The organism is Peribacillus huizhouensis (assembly GCF_014138605.1).
GTDB lineage: Bacteria > Bacillota > Bacilli > Bacillales > DSM-1321 > Peribacillus > Peribacillus huizhouensis.
Window position 1 is genome coordinate 1 of the sequence record NZ_JACJHX010000023.1, and the last position, 19,971, is coordinate 19,971.

A 19,971-nucleotide genomic window follows, 5' to 3' on the forward strand; every position below is an offset into this window, starting at 1 on the left:
TCTCCCAGCCGTAGAATCAGTATTGACGGTTCTAAACCATTTTCATTCTCTGTGGTGAAGCGCTGATTTTTGCGCTTCATGGATGGCTAACGGGTAGCTTTACTTCAATGATGTAACACTTGTTGTAACGGATAATGATGGTGCAACAGCTTCCATTACACAAAGTGTAAATGTGAATATAGCGAGGTTAGATTCATTAGTTACTCATACTCCAGAATGGTGGGACAATTGGGTAGCTGACGGCTATGATAAAGATACAAACAAGTTTTATGCAGGTGAAAAGTTTATTATTCGTTTGAAATCATCACCCGCAGCATATGTATGGGGAGAGGTTGATTTTGGGGGAAGCGTTGGAAAAGTAAACATCCCGCAATCAGCTTTGAAGTTAGTTTCAACTTCGACTTATGAGTATATTTCGGAAGCGGAACTATGGAGAGATGATCTTGTTAAAATCAAAAATGGAGGATACATGTTCAATTTTCATTCGATGCATCCTGTAAATTCACTTTATAAACAAGCGGATGATCATTATATCATAGAAATAGTCGGTGACATATATGACTATTTCCAATTCCATCAGCGATATTAGATTTTGAAGAATATGAAACCCAGTTATTCTTGTAGAATAACTGGGTTTTTTGTTTATTTAAAATAAAGTTTGATTATAAATCACTCTAAATCCTTGATTTTACTGAATGTAAAAAGCAATCGTTTTGAATAAAGATTGATCAAAACGATTGCTTGCTTTTATAGAAATTGAATCCCAATTTTATGCCATTCATGTGTGGATAACAACGGCTATCTTACTATTTGTATTTTCATGCGGGCAACTATACTGATCCATGCTCTATTCATTATGGCCAAAAAGGGGAAACGTACTTTTTACTTTGATTATGTGGCAGAAATTATTCCAAGAAAGCAATGATTATTTAAAAACAGCAGTTACTATGAAGGTATATGCTGTTATTTTTTAAGGTTTATGTAAGGTTTAGATTAAAATAGTGTAAGGATCAGTCAGTATAATCTGATTTGTAGTCATACAAGGAGGATATATCAATGCAAACAATCTTACGTGCGAAAAATGTTCAAAAAGTATTTGGAACTAAGGGGAATTTATATAAAGCGTTAGAGGATATTGATTTGGAAATTAAAGAAGGTGAATTTATTGGAATTATGGGACCTTCTGGGGCTGGTAAATCAACTTTGCTAAATATTTTGTCCACGATTGATACGCCTTCATCAGGAGAGATCATGATTGCCAATCAAAATATTGTCAGAATGAATGAGGAACAATTATCTGACTTCCGCCGAAATAAGCTTGGTTTTATTTTCCAAGACTATAACCTGCTTGATACGTTAACGGTAAAGGAAAATATTTTGCTTCCACTTGCGCTATCAAAAGTACCGGCAAATGAGATTGAAAAACGCGTGAATGAAATCGCCGATACATTTGGAATTCGGGAAATTCTAGATAAATACCCTTATCATATATCCGGAGGTCAGAAACAAAGAACAGCAGCATCACGAGCCATTGTCGCAAATCCAAGCTTAATCTTAGCAGACGAGCCAACAGGGGCACTAGATTCCAAATCGGCTACAAGTCTACTAGAAAGCTTAAACGCATTAAACGAACAGAATCAATCCACCATTATGATGGTCACTCATGATGCTTACGCTGCAAGCTTCTGTAAAAGGGTTTTATTTATTAAGGATGGTAGGACCTATACAGAAATTCATAAAAATCACCAATCTCGTCAGGAATTCTTTCAAAAGATCTTAGATGTCCTCGCTTCTCTTGGGGGTGGGCATTAAATGACGCTCTTTAGTATTGCTAGAAAAAATATTCGGCAAAATTTTACTAACTATTTTCTATATTTTACTTCAATGATTTTCAATATCGTCATTTACTTTACCTTCGTTACATTAAAATATAATGAAACCTTCCAAGCTACTTCTGATGCTTCACCTAAAATCAGCTCAGCTTTTAGTGGGGCAGCAGTTGTCTTAATGGTCTTTGTGGCTATTTTTATCTGGTATTCGAACTCATTCTTTACTAGGAAACGGAAAAAAGAAGTCGGTCTTTATTCTTTACTGGGTGTTCGTAAGAAACAAATTGGTCGCATGCTTTTCTACGAAAACTTTATTATGGGGATTTTAGCTCTGATTATCGGAATTCTACTCGGTCCAGTTTTATCGAAGTTTTTTGTATCGATTTTGATGGGTGTCATGGGCTTTGAGGCCATTGGAGATTTCAGCATCTCATTAGCAGCCATTGTGAACACAATCATGGTATTCTCTCTTATAACCATCATTACGTCGTTTCAAGGATACCGATTAATTTATCGTTTTAAATTAATCGAATTATTCCAAGCCGATAAAGAAGGGGAACAAGAGCCTAAATCGTCGTTCATTATGGCGCTATTATCCGTTATATTAGTCGGAATCGGTTATTGGCTCGCACTTCAAAATTTAATGGAGTCAAATGCATGGAAAGAAATGGGCTTAATGGTAACGCCCCTTGTTATTTTAGCGACGGTCATTCTAGGGACATACTTCTTATTTAGTACATTAACCGTGTACTTATTAAAGATGTCTAGAAAGAATAAAAGGTCCTATTGGAAAGGGATTAACTTAATCGGAACATCCCAGCTCCTCTATCGCATAAAAGGGAATGCTCGTACGTTAACGATCATTGCTGTGCTAAGTGCGACAACATTAACTGCTGTTGGAACAGCCTACAGCTTGTATTACAACAATAGAAGTAATGTAGAACTCGCCAATCCAATTAGCATGATGTTTATTAATAAAGACAAGAACGTAACGAATCAAGTAAGAGATATTTTTTCAAACAATAAAAATCATGACGTTATTTATCATAAGTCGATTCCAACACTGCAAATCAATGCAGATGTTACAACCTTAAAAAATAATTTGTTCAGTAATGAAATGATGTATACCGTAATTTCGGTTAATGACTTTAATACTCTAGCAAAAGTACAAAAAAGAATCGACAAGCTTTCCTTAATGGGAAATGAAGCAGCTGCACTGGATGCAGGGTACTATGAAGGAATGTCACCGAATTATATAGGTTCAACGATTTCTTTGAAGGTGAACGATCGCGTCGAGAATATTACATTTAAGAGTCTGAAAAAATATAATGTCCTCAATTATTATACAGCTAGTACAACCCTTGTGGTTAGTGATCAGTTGTTTACTCAATTAGGAAAAGAAACAAACAGTGTGAAAATGGAAGTTTACGAAATTACTAATGAAGATGAAGCTAAACAATTAACAAAAGATATTCAATTGATTCTGCCAGACGAAGCAAGATTCTCAAGCTTTTATGCAGATTATTCTGCTGGAATGGAATCATCAGGCTTAATGATCTTTATGGGTGGATTCTTAGGATTAGTTTTCCTTGCTGCTACAGGAAGTATCATTTACTTTAAGCAACTAACAGAAGCAAATTCAGACAAGGGTCGTTATGAAATTCTACACAAAATCGGTGTCAACAAAAAAGAAGTAAAGAGATCCATTGCTAAACAAGTTTTATTTGTCTTTGCTCTGCCATTAATAGCAGGGATCGCTCATTGTTCCGTTGCCCTAACGGCTTTATCGAGATTAATGCAAACCAGCTTGGTTATTCCGGTTGTGATATGCATGGGCGTGTATACATGTATATATATCGTTTATTATTTCTTAACCGTGAATGCCTACTACAAAATTGTAACTAAATAAAAATAAAAAGGAGAATAATAATGAAGAAAGTAATCATATCGTGTACGGTTATAGCAGCTATTTTAATAGGAGGGTTAGTGTTTATTCAAAACGTAAACCTTAACAGATTAGGTGCCGATGAATACTATACCCGGATTGAAGGGCAAGGTAAGAAAATCGAAGACAAAGCAGACAATGGACAGAAATATGTCAGTTATGAATACGAATTACCTGCTTATGATCAAGAGGGCAAAAAAAAAACACTTACGTTTACTGCCACTAAACAACTCCGCGAAAAAGCTTATTTAAGTCTGTTCGTAAAGGATGGAAAAGGGGTTACATCATATCAGGAAGTTACAAAAGAAGAACTACCTGAAAAAGCAAAAGATAAATTAAAGTAAAGAATACTTCAGGGAAGAATCTTTTTGATTAAGGGTTCTTTTTTGAATTAAAGGAAGCTTTCTGATAGAAAAAGACACTTTTTAGCCTGATTTCAATCCGGGACTCAATTTCTATATAATGAAGGAATAGCTAAAACAATTTTGGAGGTAGTAATTGGAATGTCGCTAACGAATAAAAAGGTTTTAATCATAGATGATGAAGAGGATATTTTAAGGCTTATTCAAACGGTATTAATGAAAGAAGGTATCGAAAATGTCATAACCGCCACTACAGCGAAAGATGGATTCAATCAATTTCAACAAAAACAACCTGATCTTGTGTTACTCGATATCATGCTGCCAGACGGGGAAGGCTATGATGTCTGTAAGCAAATAAGGAATATTTCTAATGTGCCGATTCTCTTTTTATCCGCAAAAGTAGAAGAAATTGACAGGATTTTAGGGTTCGCCTTTGGTGGGGATGATTATATTACAAAGCCCTTTAGCCCGAAGGAAGTAGCCTATCGAGTAAAAGCACAACTACGAAGGGCCGATTTTTCACAGACAGAAAAAAAGATGGATTCCATTATTAAAGAAGGTCCCTTTGAGTTAAATGAACAAAAAGCAGAATTATCGAAGAACGGTGAAATCATAGAATTAAAACGAAAAGAGCTCGGATTAATGAAATATTTTCTTCAAAACCCTAATTTGGTCATTAGTAAAGAAAGTCTCTGTGATAGCGTCTGGGGAGAGGATTTTATCGGATATGATAATACGATCATGGTACATATCCGGAGATTGCGAGAAAAAATTGAAGAACAGCCTTCAAACCCCAAGTATCTAATGACTGTAAAAGGGTTAGGCTACAAGCTTGTCGTAAAAGGTGAATAGGAAATGAGATGGAGGTTAACAGGAAGATTTCTCCTATCTGTCGTTATAGTTGTCATCCTCGTTATTTTCATAAATATTCTCACCTTTTTGGCATTGTTTATTGCCCAATCTGCATTTAATGTACCGATTTTTCAAGACAGAGAAACCATTTCTGCAGAATCCTTTACAAGGCGTTTTCAGGAACATATTACGTTTTCAAATAATGAAATAGCCATTAGCAACCAAGGAAAAAAAGAACTTATCAAGCATGAAGCATGGTTCCAAATTTTAGACGAAAATGGAAAGGAGCTATACGGTTATAGGCTACCTGAAGGGATAAAGAAAAAGTACACGCCTTTAGAGGTTGTCAATATTTACAAATATGTAGAGAAAGATATTTATGCCACTGTTTTTGTGAGTGGTAAAAAGATCGATAACTACAATTATAGTTACTTAATTGGATTTGAAAATCCTTCTATTGAAAAAATCACATTATCCTATGACTCCCGTGACCTCTTACACCATTTTAAAATAGGGAGTATTCTTATATTACTCATAGATGGTCTTATTGCTTTATTAATCGGCTATTTATTTAGCAAACGACTTACAAAGCCACTTCATACATTAATTGATGTAATAAAAAGACTAGCAAATAAGGACTATAATATAAATTATGAACCTAAAGGAATCTATAAAGATGTTTTTTATAATGTCAATTATTTATCCAATCAGCTAACTGAAAACGAAAGGGAACGAAAGAAATTGGATCAAATGAAAGAGGAGTGGATCGGAAACATCTCCCATGATATGAAAACACCACTTGCCTCTATTCGAGGTTATGCGGAAATGATGAAGGACCCAGAATATCAATTTTCATTAGATGAAATGAGAGAATACGCAGAAATTATCGAAAGAAAGTCGCTATATATGAAGGATGTATTAGAAGATTTAAACTTAACAATGAGATTGAAAAATAAAGAACTAACTTTAAACAAAAAAATGATTAACATTGTAACGCTATTACGGAATATTGTGATCGATATTTTAAATGATGCCAGATACTCCAATCGAAATATTGAATTTCAGGTACACCAAGAAATGATTCGAGAGTATGTTGATGAAATTCTGGTACGAAGAGCACTAACGAATTTAATATATAATGCAATCGTCCATAATGACAGCAAAGTGAAAATAGTTGTGAGTGTTAAAAAGAAAGACCGAACACATATTACGATAAAAGATGATGGCAAAGGGATAAAGAAAGAAGAACTCAATCGAATTTTTGATCGCTATTATCGAGGAACGAATACAGGAGAGTCCCACAAAGGTTCTGGACTTGGAATGGCCATAGCCAACGATATCATTCGGGCACATGATGGGGAGATTAGAATTGATAGTGTGGTTGGTCATGGGACAACGATTGAAATTCAATTTTAAAGACCTCTAGTAAAATTAATGTAAATATCAATATTGTAAGATTTACCTGCAACAATTTGTTTTTTCAAAAACGAACAATGATTTAAATCCCTGATTTCTCCTCTTAGCGTAGAAAAATCAGGGTTTCCCTTCCAAAAAATGTCTTAACGTATAATATTCGCGTTTTGTCGGCAGGACCCCTAAAAATTCAGTTTACACTGAATTACTTAATTAAGTTGGTCCTTTTACAACGAAACACCCCGTTAGATAAAAAATCCAAAGGGGTAAAAAGTCCATTAACTCATCAGCTGATAACAAGAATATATGAAAGAACAATACATGAAGATACATAAATAGAAGCGTGGATGAAGTTCAGAGAAAAGGTGTTTTTAATCACTCTTTTCTCTGCTCACCAGAGACAAAACTTACTGATGCTAGTTGTTGCTATACTCATTGATTATTGGGAATTGAATCGAGTACGAGAGCAAATTCCGAAACTTGAAGATGAAAAAACCATTAATCCTGTAACCGAATTGTGGAACCTGATCAAATCTCTAATAAAGGATAGACGGCGATTTGGCAATTTACTGTATTTTTATCGTGAACGAAGAGACCTTAGTTTTACAATGATACATGGAAATATAGTAGCAAAGAATCGTTTACCTGTATTAATGACAAACATTCAGAAGTATTATCAAGCGGTTACTCTAATTGCAGCGCACTTATTCTAGTCAATTGGGAAAGGTCATATGGCAGCCAGGAAGCTTGTTTTGCTTGTTTATTTGACAGTCTGCAAAACTGGTGGAACGGACTATCTGGATGGGAGAAGGTAATAATTATTGCCGGGGCATTTGCCGTATCTGTCCCTATTCTTGGGTTTTGGTCTGCTTTTGGAGCTGTTTCAGCCGGGGTTAGCTTTGCAGCCAGTGGTCATCAAACAGCTGATATGATACGGAATCCCAGAAAATTACTTACACCTGAATATGCAGCGGCAACTATCTTTACTTTGGGGATAAGTCGTTTTCCATTCGGTAAGATTGCTGCAGCAAAAGTATTAAAAACTGCAAAAGGATTAACAAGGCATGAAATAACGACTGCCGGAGGGCTAACTTATCGAACAATGCACGGAGGTAATGGAGAACTACGATCTGTTTTCGCAAAAATCGAACGGCATCATATTAAAACGGGAACAAGCACAAATGATGCTTCTAGGGATTTTGCAAGAGCACTTTGAAAACAGAAAGACGATGCTGGTCATGGAATTGGTTCCAAATTTGGTGGTGTTGGTTCAATTATATGGACACATAAAAGAACGTAATTTATTTGCATGTCTTGTGATGATGCTATGCTTCAATAGAGAAAGGGCGCTTTTATTATTCAACAAACGGGCCAGATAATGGAATAAACTAGAAGGACGGTTAGAAATGATTCCTTTATCACACAACCATACAGTTGCTTACGTTTGACGAGTAATCGTAAAGTTACATATACTTGTCAGATAACTGCAGGATTGCTTATATTCGAGGAGGTAAAACGTGGATTACATTTCACTGAAAGAAGTGGTGCTAAAGGTGAAACGGTGGCCTAAAGATACCATAGCGGCGGGTCGTCGTCATACCGTTGGGCTTAAATCTGACGGAACGTTGTCGGCTGTGGGTGATAATAAATATGGCCAATGTGATGTAAACGGCTGGAGCGATATTGTGGCGGTCACGGCGGGGTGGCGTCGTACCATTGGGCTTAAATCGGATGGCACGGTGGTTGCATTGGGCCGAAATAATGAAGGTGAATGCGATGTAAGCGGCTGGCATGATATTGTGGCGGTCGCGGCGGGTGACTGGCATACCATCGGTCTTAAATTGGACGGAACGGTAACGGCTGTGGGTAATAATCGGTATCGCCAATGCAATGTAAGCAGCTGGAGCGATATTGTGGCGGTCGCGGCGGGCTATCTTCATACCATCGGTCTTAAATCGGACGGTACAGTGTCGGCTGTGGGTTTTAATAAACATCACCAATGCGATGTAAGCGACTGGCGCAATATTGTGGCGATAGCAGTGGGTAGTAATCATACCATCGGCCTTAAATCGGACGGTACAGTGTCGGCTATGGGTTGGAATGAGTATGGCCAATGTAATGTAAGTGATTGGCGCGATATTGTGGCGATAGCGGCGGGTTGTACTCATACAGTCGGTCTTAAATCGGATGGCACGGTGGTGGCTGTGGGTGATAATGAATATGGCCAATGCGATGTAAGCGGCTGGTGCAGCATCCAACTGCCCGGCAATTAGTTTTTAATAACAACAAACCAGAGAATCACTGAACGAGTTAATGAGCATTGCTTCAGAAAAAAGGCTATTCCATTAAAGGGCACTTTTTTGTAAAAAGGATCAGCGCTAATTTTCATTTAAGGGCCAGATTATGGAACAAGTTTTTTGAACAGGGATGATTCGTATGAGAGGATTGCTTAATAAAGGAATTTTAAGGATGGTAACTGAATATTGGTTTTATAAAGAAATTTAGGGGGAGTAGAAATATGCAAAAGGTAGTTGAGGGAATTAATCATTGGATAAAAAGATTACCAGAAGAGTACAACTCTATGTCTGAAAAAGAAATTTCTAATCGACCATTACCAAATAAATGGTCTAAAAAAGAGATTTTAGGACATCTATGTGACTCTGGGATAAATAATATCGAAAGGTTTATAAAAATACAATATGAAGAACCCGTGTATGTTGTTCAATCGTATAATCAAGACCAATGGGTAATGGTTCATAATTATCAAGATAGACCACTTGATGAAATAGTGAACCTTTTTCAGACATTAAATAAGCAAATTGTTAATATTGTTAAGAATATTCCTAACGAAAAGCTATCCAACCTTTGTGACATTGGAGATAATCAACATAAGACACTAGAGTGGCTTATACAAGATTATCTTGAGCATATGGAACACCATATTCACAATCAAATCTTAATTAAAAATTACGACTTATAATTTAGTTCTTATTCAAGTAAAGGGCGCAATTCTTGAAGAGGAATTGTGTCTTTTTCAGTAATCGGGCCAGATTGTGGAATAATACCCGTCTATTAAATTGGATATTTATGTTAAAATAAAAATGACATTTTATATTATTGTAGGAACATGAATGCGAATTTCACTTTTAGGAATTTCCATTTCACTTTTAGGAATAGCACTTATACTAACATCAAGCGGTTCAGCAACTTCATTTGGACTTTTGGTTTCATTTTTAGGCTTAGTAGTTTCTCTTACTTCTTGATTTCTAAAAGAATGAACTAAATTCTTACTTTACTTCACTAAAGGGCGCTTTGATTCAACAGCGTGACCACCAATTTGATGGTCTTTTCAATGTACGAAAATATACAAAATCATCCATTCGGAAAAAGGATTTGCTAAGATAATAACGGGTTTCTAATCAAACCAATAAAAATTGGTTCTATTTGATGGAGGTTATTATGCTATATGAAAGATTAAGTAAACATATAAAAGATTACCCAAAATTGAATGAAGTTTGTCAAGCCATGATTCGTGAAGAATATTTTATAACAAATATATCCACAACTTCTATGTCTCCTGTACACCAACTTGATTTTACAAGTATAGAGGTTGGAATGGAAAATCACGATGAGGAAAGAATTTTACTAATTTTCACTGAGGGAATAGTCAATTCTATGAGAGTTGAAAAAGTTCCTACTACAAATGAAAAAATTCATCCGAATATACTATTGAATAAAGAGATTATTCACAATAAGACCTTCAAAAAAAGAGCATTTGGTGGCTATGATATTGATGAAGTAAACGGTTTTTTAGACCTGATATAAAAGGATTGCAGATTTATTGAAGAGGGATTATTAAAAGAAATTAAAATGCTCAAGGAAGACATGAAGAAATTAAGGGGACATTAGAAATAAATGCCCGTTCTTCAACTAACAGGTAGCTTTAGTGAAAGAAGAATTTGCATAAAACACCTCTTTTTTTTGCAGCTACCAGGCTTCTTCAGAAGCCGAAAATGTTGATGAATCAACATTGTATAAAATCATGTATAAACGATAAAAACGATAAAAACGGACGATTCGGAACCCCTTGAGTACCAAGGGGTTTTATGTTTCGGAAGTTCCGAAAATTGTGATTATGATAACTAGATTTGTATATCATATACATTCCTCGACTCTCCCAAGGAAAAGAATGTTACAGTTAGAAAGAAGATTGGTTGAAAGACATCCAGGTCCAGAAAATAGAGAAAGATAGCATGGGAAAAGGAGTAGAAGATAGATGGATGATAAATGTTACATTACATTTGGATCTCAAATGGGTGACCGATATTCCGCAGAGGCTGTACAACCACATCTCATTGACCTAAGGTAATTATTAGAGAAGCATTGTAATAAAATATATTCACCACAGCTAGATGAATTTGCACCTATTTTGCGAGTGGATGGAGTCATTTGTTTTTTTGAGTTTGAAGGTTGTGAAAAATTAAGATTATATAAGAAACAAAGATATATTACTGTAGATATCGGAATGCCAAAAAGTAAGTGGCAAAATAAATCATCCATTGAGATATAAAAGTATCTAATCGATTCTTTAGAAGAAGCATTAAACTTATTTGTAAAAAGAATAACAAAAGGATCTCCAATCGAAGATCCTTTTGTTATTGCCGATAAGAGTCTTTATGTAAACTAGATTTGTATAAATTATTCATTTGATACTTAAAGAAAAGAATTGATAAAAAGGTGAAAAATAGACTTATATCGAATATGTAATAAACTTTGAAAGTAATCAGTCATTTTAAAAGGGAGAGAAAAATAATGTCTCAATCACTAATCTTTGATATGGATGGAACGCTATTTCAGACAGATAAAATATTAGAATTATCACTTGATGATACTTTTAACCATTTACGGTCACTAAATAAATGGGATACAGTAACCCCTATTGATAAATACCGTGAAATTATGGGTGTACCTTTACCAAAAGTATGGGAAACTTTGTTACCTAATCATTCCATAGAAGTAAGAGAACAAACAGATACTTATTTTTTGGAAAGATTAGTTGAGAATATAAAAAGTGGGAAAGGTGCTTTATATCCCAATGTAAAGGAAGTTTTCAGTAATTTAAAAGAGAATAATTGTTCAATATACATAGCAAGTAATGGTTTAACGGAATATTTAAAAGCAATTGTGAGTTATTATAATTTGGATAATTGGGTTACTGAAACATTTAGTATCCAACAAATTGAATCGTTGAATAAATCAGACTTAGTTCAGAGTATTATAAAAAAATATGACATTACCAATGGAGTAGTAGTTGGAGATCGCCTATCAGATATAAATGCAGCTAAAGATAATGGTTTAGTTTCAATAGGGTGTAATTTTGATTTTGCACAAGAAGATGAACTTTCTCAGGCTGATATGGTAATTGATGACTTAATTGAACTACAAACAAAATTACCTAAATTAAATAAAATAGCTTATTGAACAGGGGGCTTTTTTTAACATCTGTGGATTCTATACCTTACATATCAATCTTCCAGAATAGGGCGCGATTCTTCAATAAAGAAGATCGCTTTTTTCCGTTATAGGGCCATTTAATTGGAGAAAAGATGAGCAACAACTTTCCTTTCTATAAAAATGTTTTACTAAACGAAAATAAGAAAAACCGGGCAAAGCCACCTGGTTTTTCTAGTTGTAAGTTCTATTTGTGGAAAATGTACATTTATTTGTTATTCTCTAAAATACTGCGAATTTTATCTGAATAAGTTCTGTCTAAAGAAGCAAAGGTATATTTGAAATTGGACATACTGGATTTTTTTGGAACACCCATGTCAACCCATTGCCGGTCGAGTTTTGCAAGAATAAACCGGAAGTCTGCTTCATCATTATCATCTTCATTGATAATAATTGGACTTACTCCGTTATCTCCCAAATCAATTTTTGTATTGCCTTTTAATTCTATGATGTAATAAAAGTCACCTTTTGTGGGACCAAAGAATTGTTTTTTTCCATAAATGCCTGTGGTAATGTTAGTAATATTATTGAAGCTGTATTGCTTTCCTTGAGGTACTAGGAAAGAATGGTTAATAATTTTATTTTTAGTAACAACCGCCACATCCGTGACAATAGCATAAAACAATATAATGTTAACTATGCAGAAAATGGGAAATACTGTTCTGCGATGTTTTTTAAAAAATCCAGAAAACCATTTTCTTAAATCTTTATTAAGAAGAAGGATAAGGCTAAACATTAGGTAAAACTCATATATAAAAATAAACTTTGATGCGGGAGATTTAAAAATCCACAAAAGGGAATTATCAGGAACAAATAATTTTTCTTGAATAAATGAAATGAATGTCACAATGGCTAGGAATAAAATAAGCACAGCAATTATACCGAATAAGCCCAATAAGATTGATTTTAACGCTTTCAATAAATACGGCCCCCAACTTGTCCATTTGTTTGATAAGGTATTGCATTTAATATTATAGTGTAAATTATGGGCTTTGTAGATGGGAATCAGAGATTTTCATTTCTTTTTAATCAAACTTTATCCAAAGCGACATAAGAGTTGTATGGAGATATCGGGTACTGTTCCTTAGCAGATTATAGAGATAACATATACGGTCAGTTTTGTTTATAGTTGTGTGTTCTATTATCCAATACCTGTTGGAATTGATGCTTTAAGTAAAAGACTTCTGTTTTTTGTTGAGGAAGATTATAAAAAGGTGCATTAATCCGGGAGTGGATTAATGCACCTTTTTATATTATTTAAAGTGTAACTGCCACTATAATTTAGTACATAGAATGAACCCCCGTCAAGCTTTTACCCTTTGGTCATATTGCTCTCTCAGGCGCTTTATATCTTCTTTTGGTGGTAGACCAAACATGCGCGAATATTCACGGCTGAATTGTGATGGACTTTCATAACCCACCCGGAATGCAACATCTGCTGCATCTGCTGATTTGGATAATAACAGGCTTCGGGCTTCTTGAAGTCTCAGTTGTTTTTGGAATTGAATTGGACTCATCGCGGTTACCTCTTTAAAGTGCCGATGAAGTGAAGAAACACTCATATTTACTATTTCCGCAAGTTCCTCAATCTTAAAAGACTTTTCATAGTTGTTCATGATATGTTCAATCACATCACTGATTTGATGGGTAGAACTTCCTTTTATTGCTATTTGTTTCAGCATCCCCCCATGTTCTACTTGCAGAACCCTATAGATGATTTCTTTTACGATTAGAGGAGCAAGTACCTTGATGTCTTCCGGAGTATCTAGCAAACGAGCTAATCTTGTTACCGGCTCTAGCAAAGATGGCTCTATTTTGCTGACATACATACCTCGTTTAGCATTTTCCTTCTTGTCATCTCCCATTTGGAATTCACGTAACACCTCTAATATTTCACTCGTTGTGAATTCCAGTTTGAGAGCCAGATAAGGAACTTCGGGAGAAGCTTCAGTAACTTGTCCGGCAATTGGCAAGTTAACAGATGCAACAAGGTAATTGGCAGGACCGTATACATAGCTCTCCTGTGCCAGTAATACCTCCTTCCTACCTTGAACGATAATGCATAATGAAGGCTTGTAAACTCCGTAATTTGGACCTGTAATATCAGAGAAACGAGAGAAAGATAAAGAAGGAATAGTAGTAGCATAAGAACCGTCCTTGCCTGTGTACCTCTCAATAAGTTGGGTGAGTTCAGCTCGCTGTTTATCGATTTGTTCGGACATAAAAACCTCTTGTGTCCTTATTTTTAGTTCCATACTATTACATATTCCCCCAGAATGTAAGTAATGTGAGAGGATTAGGCAATATTTTGGTAGGATTAGTATAAGGGTTTCTTATTTTTTATTGCATAATAAGGGAGTCACAGTTTTTTATTCTTACATCTCCACAATAGGTTAAGGAGTTGAATCGCACATGAAAAAAAGTAAATTAGGAAAAAGTGACTTGGAAGTTTTTTTTATCGGCCTTGGGTGCATGGGTATGAGCTATGGTTACGGTCCTGCTTCGGACAAGAAAGAGATGATTTCGCTAATCCAAGAGGCAATTGACCGGGGGGTTACTTTCTTCGATACTGCCGAGGTATATGGTCCATATGTCAATGAGTAATTGGTAGGAGAAGCTCTTGCTCCATTCAAGGGAAAAGTGGCTATCGCTACAAAATTTGGTGTCCAAATGGAAAATGGCAAACAGGTTCTTGACAGTAAACCGGAGCGTATTAGGCAATCAATTGAAGGCTCACTTAAACGGCTTCGGGTTGACACCATTGATCTTAACTATCAGCATCGGGTGTACCCAAGTGTTCCGATTGAAGAGGTAGCCGGAGTAATACAAGACTTAATTAAGGAAGGTAAGATTAAGCATTGGGGACTTTCTGAAGCAGGGGTGGAAATGATTCGCCGTGCACACTCTGTTCATCCACTCACTGCGATTCAAAGTGAATACTCAATGATGTGGAGAAGTCCTGAGAAAGAACTACTGCCTACCCTTGAACAGTCTGGAATCGGCTTTGTTCCTTTCAGTCCGTTGGGCAAGGGATTCCTTACTGGAACAATTAATAAAGATGCAACGTTCGCATTGATTTCCGTAGTGTTGTTCCTCGCTTTTAACCTGAGAATATCGAAGCAAATCAGGTATAGGTCGACCTGGTAAAAAAGATTGCTGTAGGTAAAGACGCGACCCCCGCTCAAATTGCACTTGCATGGGTGCTTGCTCAGAAGCCTTGGATTGTTCCGATTCCAGGTACGCGGAAATTGGATCGCCTCGAAGAAAATCTTGGGGCAGCTGATATTGAACTGAGCCCTAAGGAACTCAATGACTTGAATGATGCCTTATCGAAAATTGAGATTTCGGGAGATCGCTATCCGGCGGAATACGCAAAAAGGGTAGGTAAATAACAGATATTCCAGATAAAAACAGGAGGATATTATATGCAAAAAGTCACTTTAAATAATGGTGTTGAGATGCCTATTCTAGGTTTTGGGGTTTTTCAAATTCAAGATGAAAATGAATGTGAACAAGCTGTTTATGACGCTATTATGGCAGGATATCGTCTGATCGATACTGCTGCCTCTTACTTAAATGAAGAAGCAGTCGGCAGAGCAATCAAGCGGAGTGGTGTACCTAGAGAAGAATTGTTTATTACCACAAAACTTTGGGTTCAGGATGCTGGTTATGAGAGCACAAAGAAGGCATTCGCAAAATCACTGGAAAGGCTGCAATTGGATTATTTGGACTTGTATTTGATTCATCAGCCATTTGGTGATGTATACGGTTCTTGGTGTGCCATGGAGGAATTGTATCGTGAAGGAAAAATCAAGGCTATTGGTGTGAGTAACTTCCATCCAGATCGCCTGATTGATTTAAACATTCATAATGAAGTTGTTCCTGCGGTTAACCAGGTTGAAACACATGTTTTCAACCAACAAATAGAAAGTGCTCAATTCATGTTAGAGAACAATGTTCAGATAGAGTCTTGGGGTCCATTTGCTGAAGGAAAAAATAACATGTTCCAGAACGAAATTCTGGTGTCCATAGCCGAAAAGTATAATAAATCCGTTGCTCAGGTGGCTTTACGTTGGCTGACACAAAGAGGAGTTGTTGCGATTCCAAAGTCTGTCCGTAAAGAAAGAATCATTGAAAATTTCAATATCTTTGACTTTGAATTAAGCCAAGAGGATATGGACCAAATCGCCACGTTAGATACGAAAGAGAGCTTATTCTTTTCCCATAGGGATCCTGAAATGGTGAAGTGGATCGGTACACGTAAACTTGATATTTAATGCTTTGATTCCATCTGAACAAGAAAAGTCGATATCCTTCCAGGAACATCGGCTTGTTTTCTCGGAATACAATTAGTTTATTAAGGGAGGTTAGTTGAACAAGAAAAATAAAAAGCATTCTATATTGAATGCTTTTTATTTTTATCATAATTTGATGATGAGCTAGAGTGTGTTAATATGCGGTCTAATGTTTTTCCGGTAAATGGCATAAAGGAATTAAGTATTAGCCCCCCTAAACAAACGGTTAATAAAGTTCCAACACCAATTGGTCCATTAAAAATCATTGCCATTATCAAGAATACGAGGTAAATGAATGTTCTCGAAAAAAAAATATTTGTTCTAGTTAATTCTTGTATAATTAATGTTAATCGGTCAACTGGAATCGGTGCAAAATTTGTGTGTAAATATGTTGCAGTTCCTAATCCCATAACAACTAAGCCGATTCCAAAACAAACTACTTTGCTATACCATAGATCTGGTGTTATCAAATTGTGCAATAGAAAAAGCCACATATCAATACCAATCCCCGTTATAAATGCTGTTAACAACCCCAAAACCTCTGGTCTTTGTCTTTTTAAAAGTGAATTACAACATATCAATATTAAAGCTATTATTACTTCCCAACTTCCCACAGTAAGCCCCACATTTATGGACAGTCCTACTAAAAGTGCATCAAAAGGTGAAGTTCCAAGGTCTGATTGTATTGTGAAAGAAATACCAAGGGTTAATATTAAAATTCCTAATACAAAAAAAACATATTTCACTTTACTCGACCTCTTTTCATTTTTTGTTGCAAACGCAACAAAGTTAGAATAAATTTAATATATTACCTTTTTATTGCATTTGCAACAAATTATGATCAAAGGAGTTAAGCTATGAAGGGAATTCTTCGTGAAATTGGAATGATTGCAAGGGCATTAGATTCTATAAGTAATATAGAATTTAAAGAATATGACCTTACAAAAGGGCAGTATTTGTACCTTGTGCGAATATGCGAAAACCCAGGAATCATTCAAGAAAAGTTAGCTGAGATGATAAAAGTAGATCGTACAACAGCAGCCCGTGCTATAAAAAAACTTGAAATTAATGGCTTTATCGAAAAGAAAGATGATGAACATAACAAAAAAATAAAAAAACTCTTTCCAACAGAAAAAGGGAAAAATGTTTTTCCTATTATAAAAAGAGAAAATGATCATTCGAATAGTATCGCATTAGCGGGATTTTCCGAAAGAGAAGCAGAAACCATTTTTCATCTTCTTCAAAGAGTTAGAAAAAATATAGAAATTGACTGGGAATTTGTAAAAAAGGGAAACAAAAGAAATTATTAATTTTTTTAAAGGGGCTGTAAATTAAAATGACTGTAAAAATAAAAAAGTGCAACCGTGATGATTTACAAATACTCCAAGAAATAAGTATTGAAACATTCAACGATACATTTAAAAATCAGAATTCACCTGAAAATATGAAAGCCTATTTAGAAAGAGCATTTAACTCTAATCAGTTAGAAAAGGAATTATCCAATATCTCTTCGGAATTCTTTTTCATCTGTTTCAATAAAGAACTTGCTGGATATTTAAAGGTAAATATTAATGATGCCCAATCCGAAAAAATGGGTGATGAGTCACTCGAAATTGAGAGGATTTATATAAGATACAAATTTCAAAGAAAAGGGTTTGGAAAATATCTAATAAACAAAGCGATGGAAATAGCCTTAAGACAAAACAAAAAGATTATCTGGCTAGGAGTTTGGGAAAAGAATAAGAAGGCAATTGACTTTTATAAAAAAATAGGTTTTGTCCAAACTGAAGCTCACTCTTTTTATTTGGGTGATGAAGAACAAATTGATGTTATTATGTCCAAAACACTGGTATAACTTTAAGGTAAAAGAGGGTTACTAAGTTTATTCCTAAATACTATATAGTCACCGATTTTAATTTATTCAAATAAACTCTTTTGGTACGCTTGTGACAATAAAACAAGGAACACTAATTGCCACTCATTTACCTTTAGATTTAAATAAAAAAAGCGATGATTATTATGTTACTGGGCATATGGCATATGGGAACCCTCAGTGGAGAACATTTGAAAACTGTAGATATGTGCTTGTTATGTTTCAGGGACCGAATCCTTATATTTCTTCTTCCTAGTTTCGCACGAAAATGTTCCGACTTGGAATTATCAAGCTATCCAGATGTATGGAAAAGCAAGTATTTTAGAGAAAGAATAAGAAAACATCGAGAGAATCCAATTTTGTGGGAAAAACTTTCACCTCAACTCTTAGAAAGTGTACTGAAAGGTATTGTTGGATTTAAGATTAAGGTGGGAGAAATTCAGGCTGCATATAAATTATGTCAGTAACGTAATGAATTTGAAATGGATTATGCTAACTCATTGATAAATTACAAAATGAAGGAAATCCAAATTTGAAACTAATGGCAGAATTGATGGAAAAGAGATTAAAAAATCATATATAAGTCCACATTTATTCAACTCTTGATGCAAGAATTAAAGAACAGGACGGAGTTGTCATATTGGCAACTTTTTCCTTTTCAATCTTCAACAAAACGGGCGCTTTTCTGAAACAAGGAAAAGCGCATATTTACATTAATAAAAGATTGCCTATTTAGGTAAGAGTAGACCAACTTATTTATTATGTCTTGATTTGAATTCTGACGGAATAGAACAATAAGATATTTCATCCTGGCTGAGATATTATATATGTTAATCAGCAGCGATTCCGGTCTTATGAAGGTAATAAAATGAATAACAGGTTTAGCAGTTTCTGTTTAAATCTTTAAAAAACAACTATTTAGTACATGAAAATATTCTATAGCCCAATACATCCTCATACTTTTCTATTATATTAAAATGTTCATACATTACCGCGTAAAGTTCAGGTTCAATATACTCTGAGTACTGGAATTCAGGATTTGTATTGTATTGGAGCATAGATTGTTTTTGCATTTGAATTTTTATATTTTTAAAATCTGTCTGTTCAAATAAAGTGAGCCAATTCTTTTCCATAAGGACGGAATCTAATCCATAAAATTGTTTAACTTCTTCCTCTATAGTTGGTGAAAGCCGTTTATTAGTGGTAAGTTCATTTGCAATAAAACGACCACCACTTTTTAATAATCGAAATATTTCTTTAAGAGCTTTTGGCTTATTCACAAAAGAAAGGACAGATTCGGAAAGAATTATATCAAACTTCCCATCCTTTACTGGAAATTTCTCAATGGAGCCTTGAATAATTTCCACCGGTAATTGGTATTTCTTCATTCTGCTTTTTGCTTTTTCCACCATAATCGGGTTAATATCCAACCCCGTTACTTTTGCACCATATTGTTCAGCTAGATAGGCAGCTGTTTGGCCAGTTCCACACCCTACATCTAAAATACGAGAAGTTTCATTAATTTCTTCAGTCTTAAGTATTTCCTTGGTTAGACCAATGCCACCAGGGTGGGCCCCTCCAACACCAAATTTGGACAAAAAATCTAAATAGTTCGACCTACCAATTAGAATCACCTTCTTCAATTCTTATTTTTATAAAATATGAAAATACATATAAGATGTTCATCCGCAATTGGCACAAAAATATTAAAACACTAAAATGGGTTACAAAAAGATGTGGGAGGTTGTCTGGTAAGCTTAAGGTTGTGGTAGATTTTAGTAAAAATTAAATAGGCTCTTATTTCAGTAACAATCACCTAAAAAAATCATAATTTGTTGAAGAGAGCACATGTAGTATCTGATGTTCTCAAATATAAAAAACACAATTTATC

The 19,971-nt window shown here is 35.1% G+C and carries 19 protein-coding genes and 2 pseudogenes; 17 read left to right on the plus strand and 4 right to left on the minus strand.

Translation table 11 applies throughout. The features are described 5' to 3' along the window. Positions 1–172: 172 nt before the first annotated feature. From HNP81_RS20845 to HNP81_RS20900, 12 genes are all read left to right on the plus strand, one after another. Positions 173–589, plus strand: a complete 417-nt coding sequence (locus HNP81_RS20845) for a hypothetical protein (protein ID WP_182503890.1) — start codon at positions 173–175, stop codon at positions 587–589. Positions 590–1,056: 467 nt separating this feature from the next. Next, positions 1,057–1,812 carry an ABC transporter ATP-binding protein gene (locus HNP81_RS20850; RefSeq protein ID WP_028391121.1) on the plus strand — a complete coding sequence of 252 codons (756 nt, stop codon included), beginning with the start codon at positions 1,057–1,059 and terminating at the stop codon, positions 1,810–1,812. Beyond that, complete coding sequence (locus HNP81_RS20855; protein WP_182503891.1) at positions 1,813–3,738, plus strand: ABC transporter permease; 1,926 nt, start codon at positions 1,813–1,815, stop codon at positions 3,736–3,738. A gap of 20 nt (positions 3,739–3,758) precedes the next feature. Further along, a complete protein-coding gene (locus tag HNP81_RS20860; RefSeq protein WP_182503892.1) occupies positions 3,759–4,118 on the plus strand; it encodes a YxeA family protein in 360 nt (119 codons plus the stop codon). Between the two features lie 159 nt (positions 4,119–4,277). After that, the gene (locus tag HNP81_RS20865; RefSeq protein ID WP_182503893.1) at positions 4,278–4,988 is read left to right on the plus strand and encodes a response regulator transcription factor; all 711 of its coding nucleotides are present in this window, start codon (positions 4,278–4,280) and stop codon (positions 4,986–4,988) included. Positions 4,989–4,991: 3 nt separating this feature from the next. Beyond that, complete coding sequence (locus tag HNP81_RS20870) at positions 4,992–6,404, plus strand: sensor histidine kinase (protein WP_182503894.1); 1,413 nt, start codon at positions 4,992–4,994, stop codon at positions 6,402–6,404. A 344-nt stretch (positions 6,405–6,748) separates the two neighbouring features. Then, positions 6,749–7,114 carry a hypothetical protein gene (locus HNP81_RS20875; protein ID WP_182503895.1) on the plus strand — a complete coding sequence of 122 codons (366 nt, stop codon included), beginning with the start codon at positions 6,749–6,751 and terminating at the stop codon, positions 7,112–7,114. Positions 7,115–7,329: 215 nt separating this feature from the next. Further along, positions 7,330–7,617 carry a hypothetical protein gene (locus tag HNP81_RS20880; RefSeq protein WP_182503896.1) on the plus strand — a complete coding sequence of 96 codons (288 nt, stop codon included), beginning with the start codon at positions 7,330–7,332 and terminating at the stop codon, positions 7,615–7,617. A 301-nt stretch (positions 7,618–7,918) separates the two neighbouring features. Further along, positions 7,919–8,674 (plus strand): RCC1 domain-containing protein, encoded by a 756-nt coding sequence (locus HNP81_RS20885; protein WP_182503897.1) that lies wholly within the window; start codon positions 7,919–7,921, stop codon positions 8,672–8,674. Between the two features lie 245 nt (positions 8,675–8,919). Beyond that, on the plus strand, positions 8,920–9,381 hold the full coding sequence (locus HNP81_RS20890; RefSeq protein WP_182503898.1) for a DinB family protein: 462 nt from the start codon (positions 8,920–8,922) through the stop codon (positions 9,379–9,381). Between the two features lie 479 nt (positions 9,382–9,860). Further along, a complete protein-coding gene (locus HNP81_RS20895; RefSeq protein WP_182503899.1) occupies positions 9,861–10,226 on the plus strand; it encodes a DivIVA domain-containing protein in 366 nt (121 codons plus the stop codon). A 987-nt stretch (positions 10,227–11,213) separates the two neighbouring features. Then, entirely contained in the window at positions 11,214–11,882 is a 669-nt protein-coding gene (locus HNP81_RS20900) for an HAD family hydrolase (RefSeq protein ID WP_182503900.1), read from the plus strand. Positions 11,883–12,120: 238 nt separating this feature from the next. Here HNP81_RS20900 and HNP81_RS20905 read toward each other — a convergent pair whose 3' ends face one another. Continuing rightward, complete coding sequence (locus HNP81_RS20905) at positions 12,121–12,831, minus strand: hypothetical protein (protein ID WP_182503901.1); 711 nt, start codon at positions 12,829–12,831, stop codon at positions 12,121–12,123. Positions 12,832–13,216: 385 nt separating this feature from the next. Further along, a complete protein-coding gene (locus tag HNP81_RS20910; RefSeq protein WP_182503902.1) occupies positions 13,217–14,134 on the minus strand; it encodes an AraC family transcriptional regulator in 918 nt (305 codons plus the stop codon). Positions 14,135–14,324: 190 nt separating this feature from the next. On the opposite strand from HNP81_RS20910, the pseudogene HNP81_RS20915 reads away from it, so the two are divergent. Next, positions 14,325–15,304 (plus strand): annotated as a pseudogene (locus HNP81_RS20915) (aldo/keto reductase). Positions 15,305–15,337: 33 nt separating this feature from the next. Continuing rightward, a complete protein-coding gene (locus HNP81_RS20920; RefSeq protein ID WP_028391107.1) occupies positions 15,338–16,189 on the plus strand; it encodes an aldo/keto reductase in 852 nt (283 codons plus the stop codon). Positions 16,190–16,308: 119 nt separating this feature from the next. Here HNP81_RS20920 and HNP81_RS20925 read toward each other — a convergent pair whose 3' ends face one another. After that, positions 16,309–16,953: a YczE/YyaS/YitT family protein gene (locus tag HNP81_RS20925; RefSeq protein WP_182503903.1), complete on the minus strand. Its 645-nt coding sequence runs from the start codon at positions 16,951–16,953 to the stop codon at positions 16,309–16,311. Between the two features lie 111 nt (positions 16,954–17,064). On the opposite strand from HNP81_RS20925, the gene HNP81_RS20930 reads away from it, so the two are divergent. From HNP81_RS20930 to HNP81_RS20940, 3 genes and pseudogenes are all read left to right on the plus strand, one after another. Next, a complete protein-coding gene (locus HNP81_RS20930) occupies positions 17,065–17,517 on the plus strand; it encodes a MarR family winged helix-turn-helix transcriptional regulator (protein WP_182503904.1) in 453 nt (150 codons plus the stop codon). Positions 17,518–17,543: 26 nt separating this feature from the next. After that, a complete protein-coding gene (paiA, locus tag HNP81_RS20935; protein WP_182503905.1) occupies positions 17,544–18,062 on the plus strand; it encodes a spermidine/spermine N(1)-acetyltransferase in 519 nt (172 codons plus the stop codon). Positions 18,063–18,091: 29 nt separating this feature from the next. Further along, a pseudogene (locus HNP81_RS20940) lies at positions 18,092–18,663 on the plus strand (FMN-binding negative transcriptional regulator). Between the two features lie 331 nt (positions 18,664–18,994). Here the strand turns inward: HNP81_RS20940 and HNP81_RS20945 are convergent. After that, positions 18,995–19,714 (minus strand): class I SAM-dependent methyltransferase, encoded by a 720-nt coding sequence (locus tag HNP81_RS20945; RefSeq protein ID WP_182503906.1) that lies wholly within the window; start codon positions 19,712–19,714, stop codon positions 18,995–18,997. Positions 19,715–19,971 lie beyond the last annotated feature (257 nt).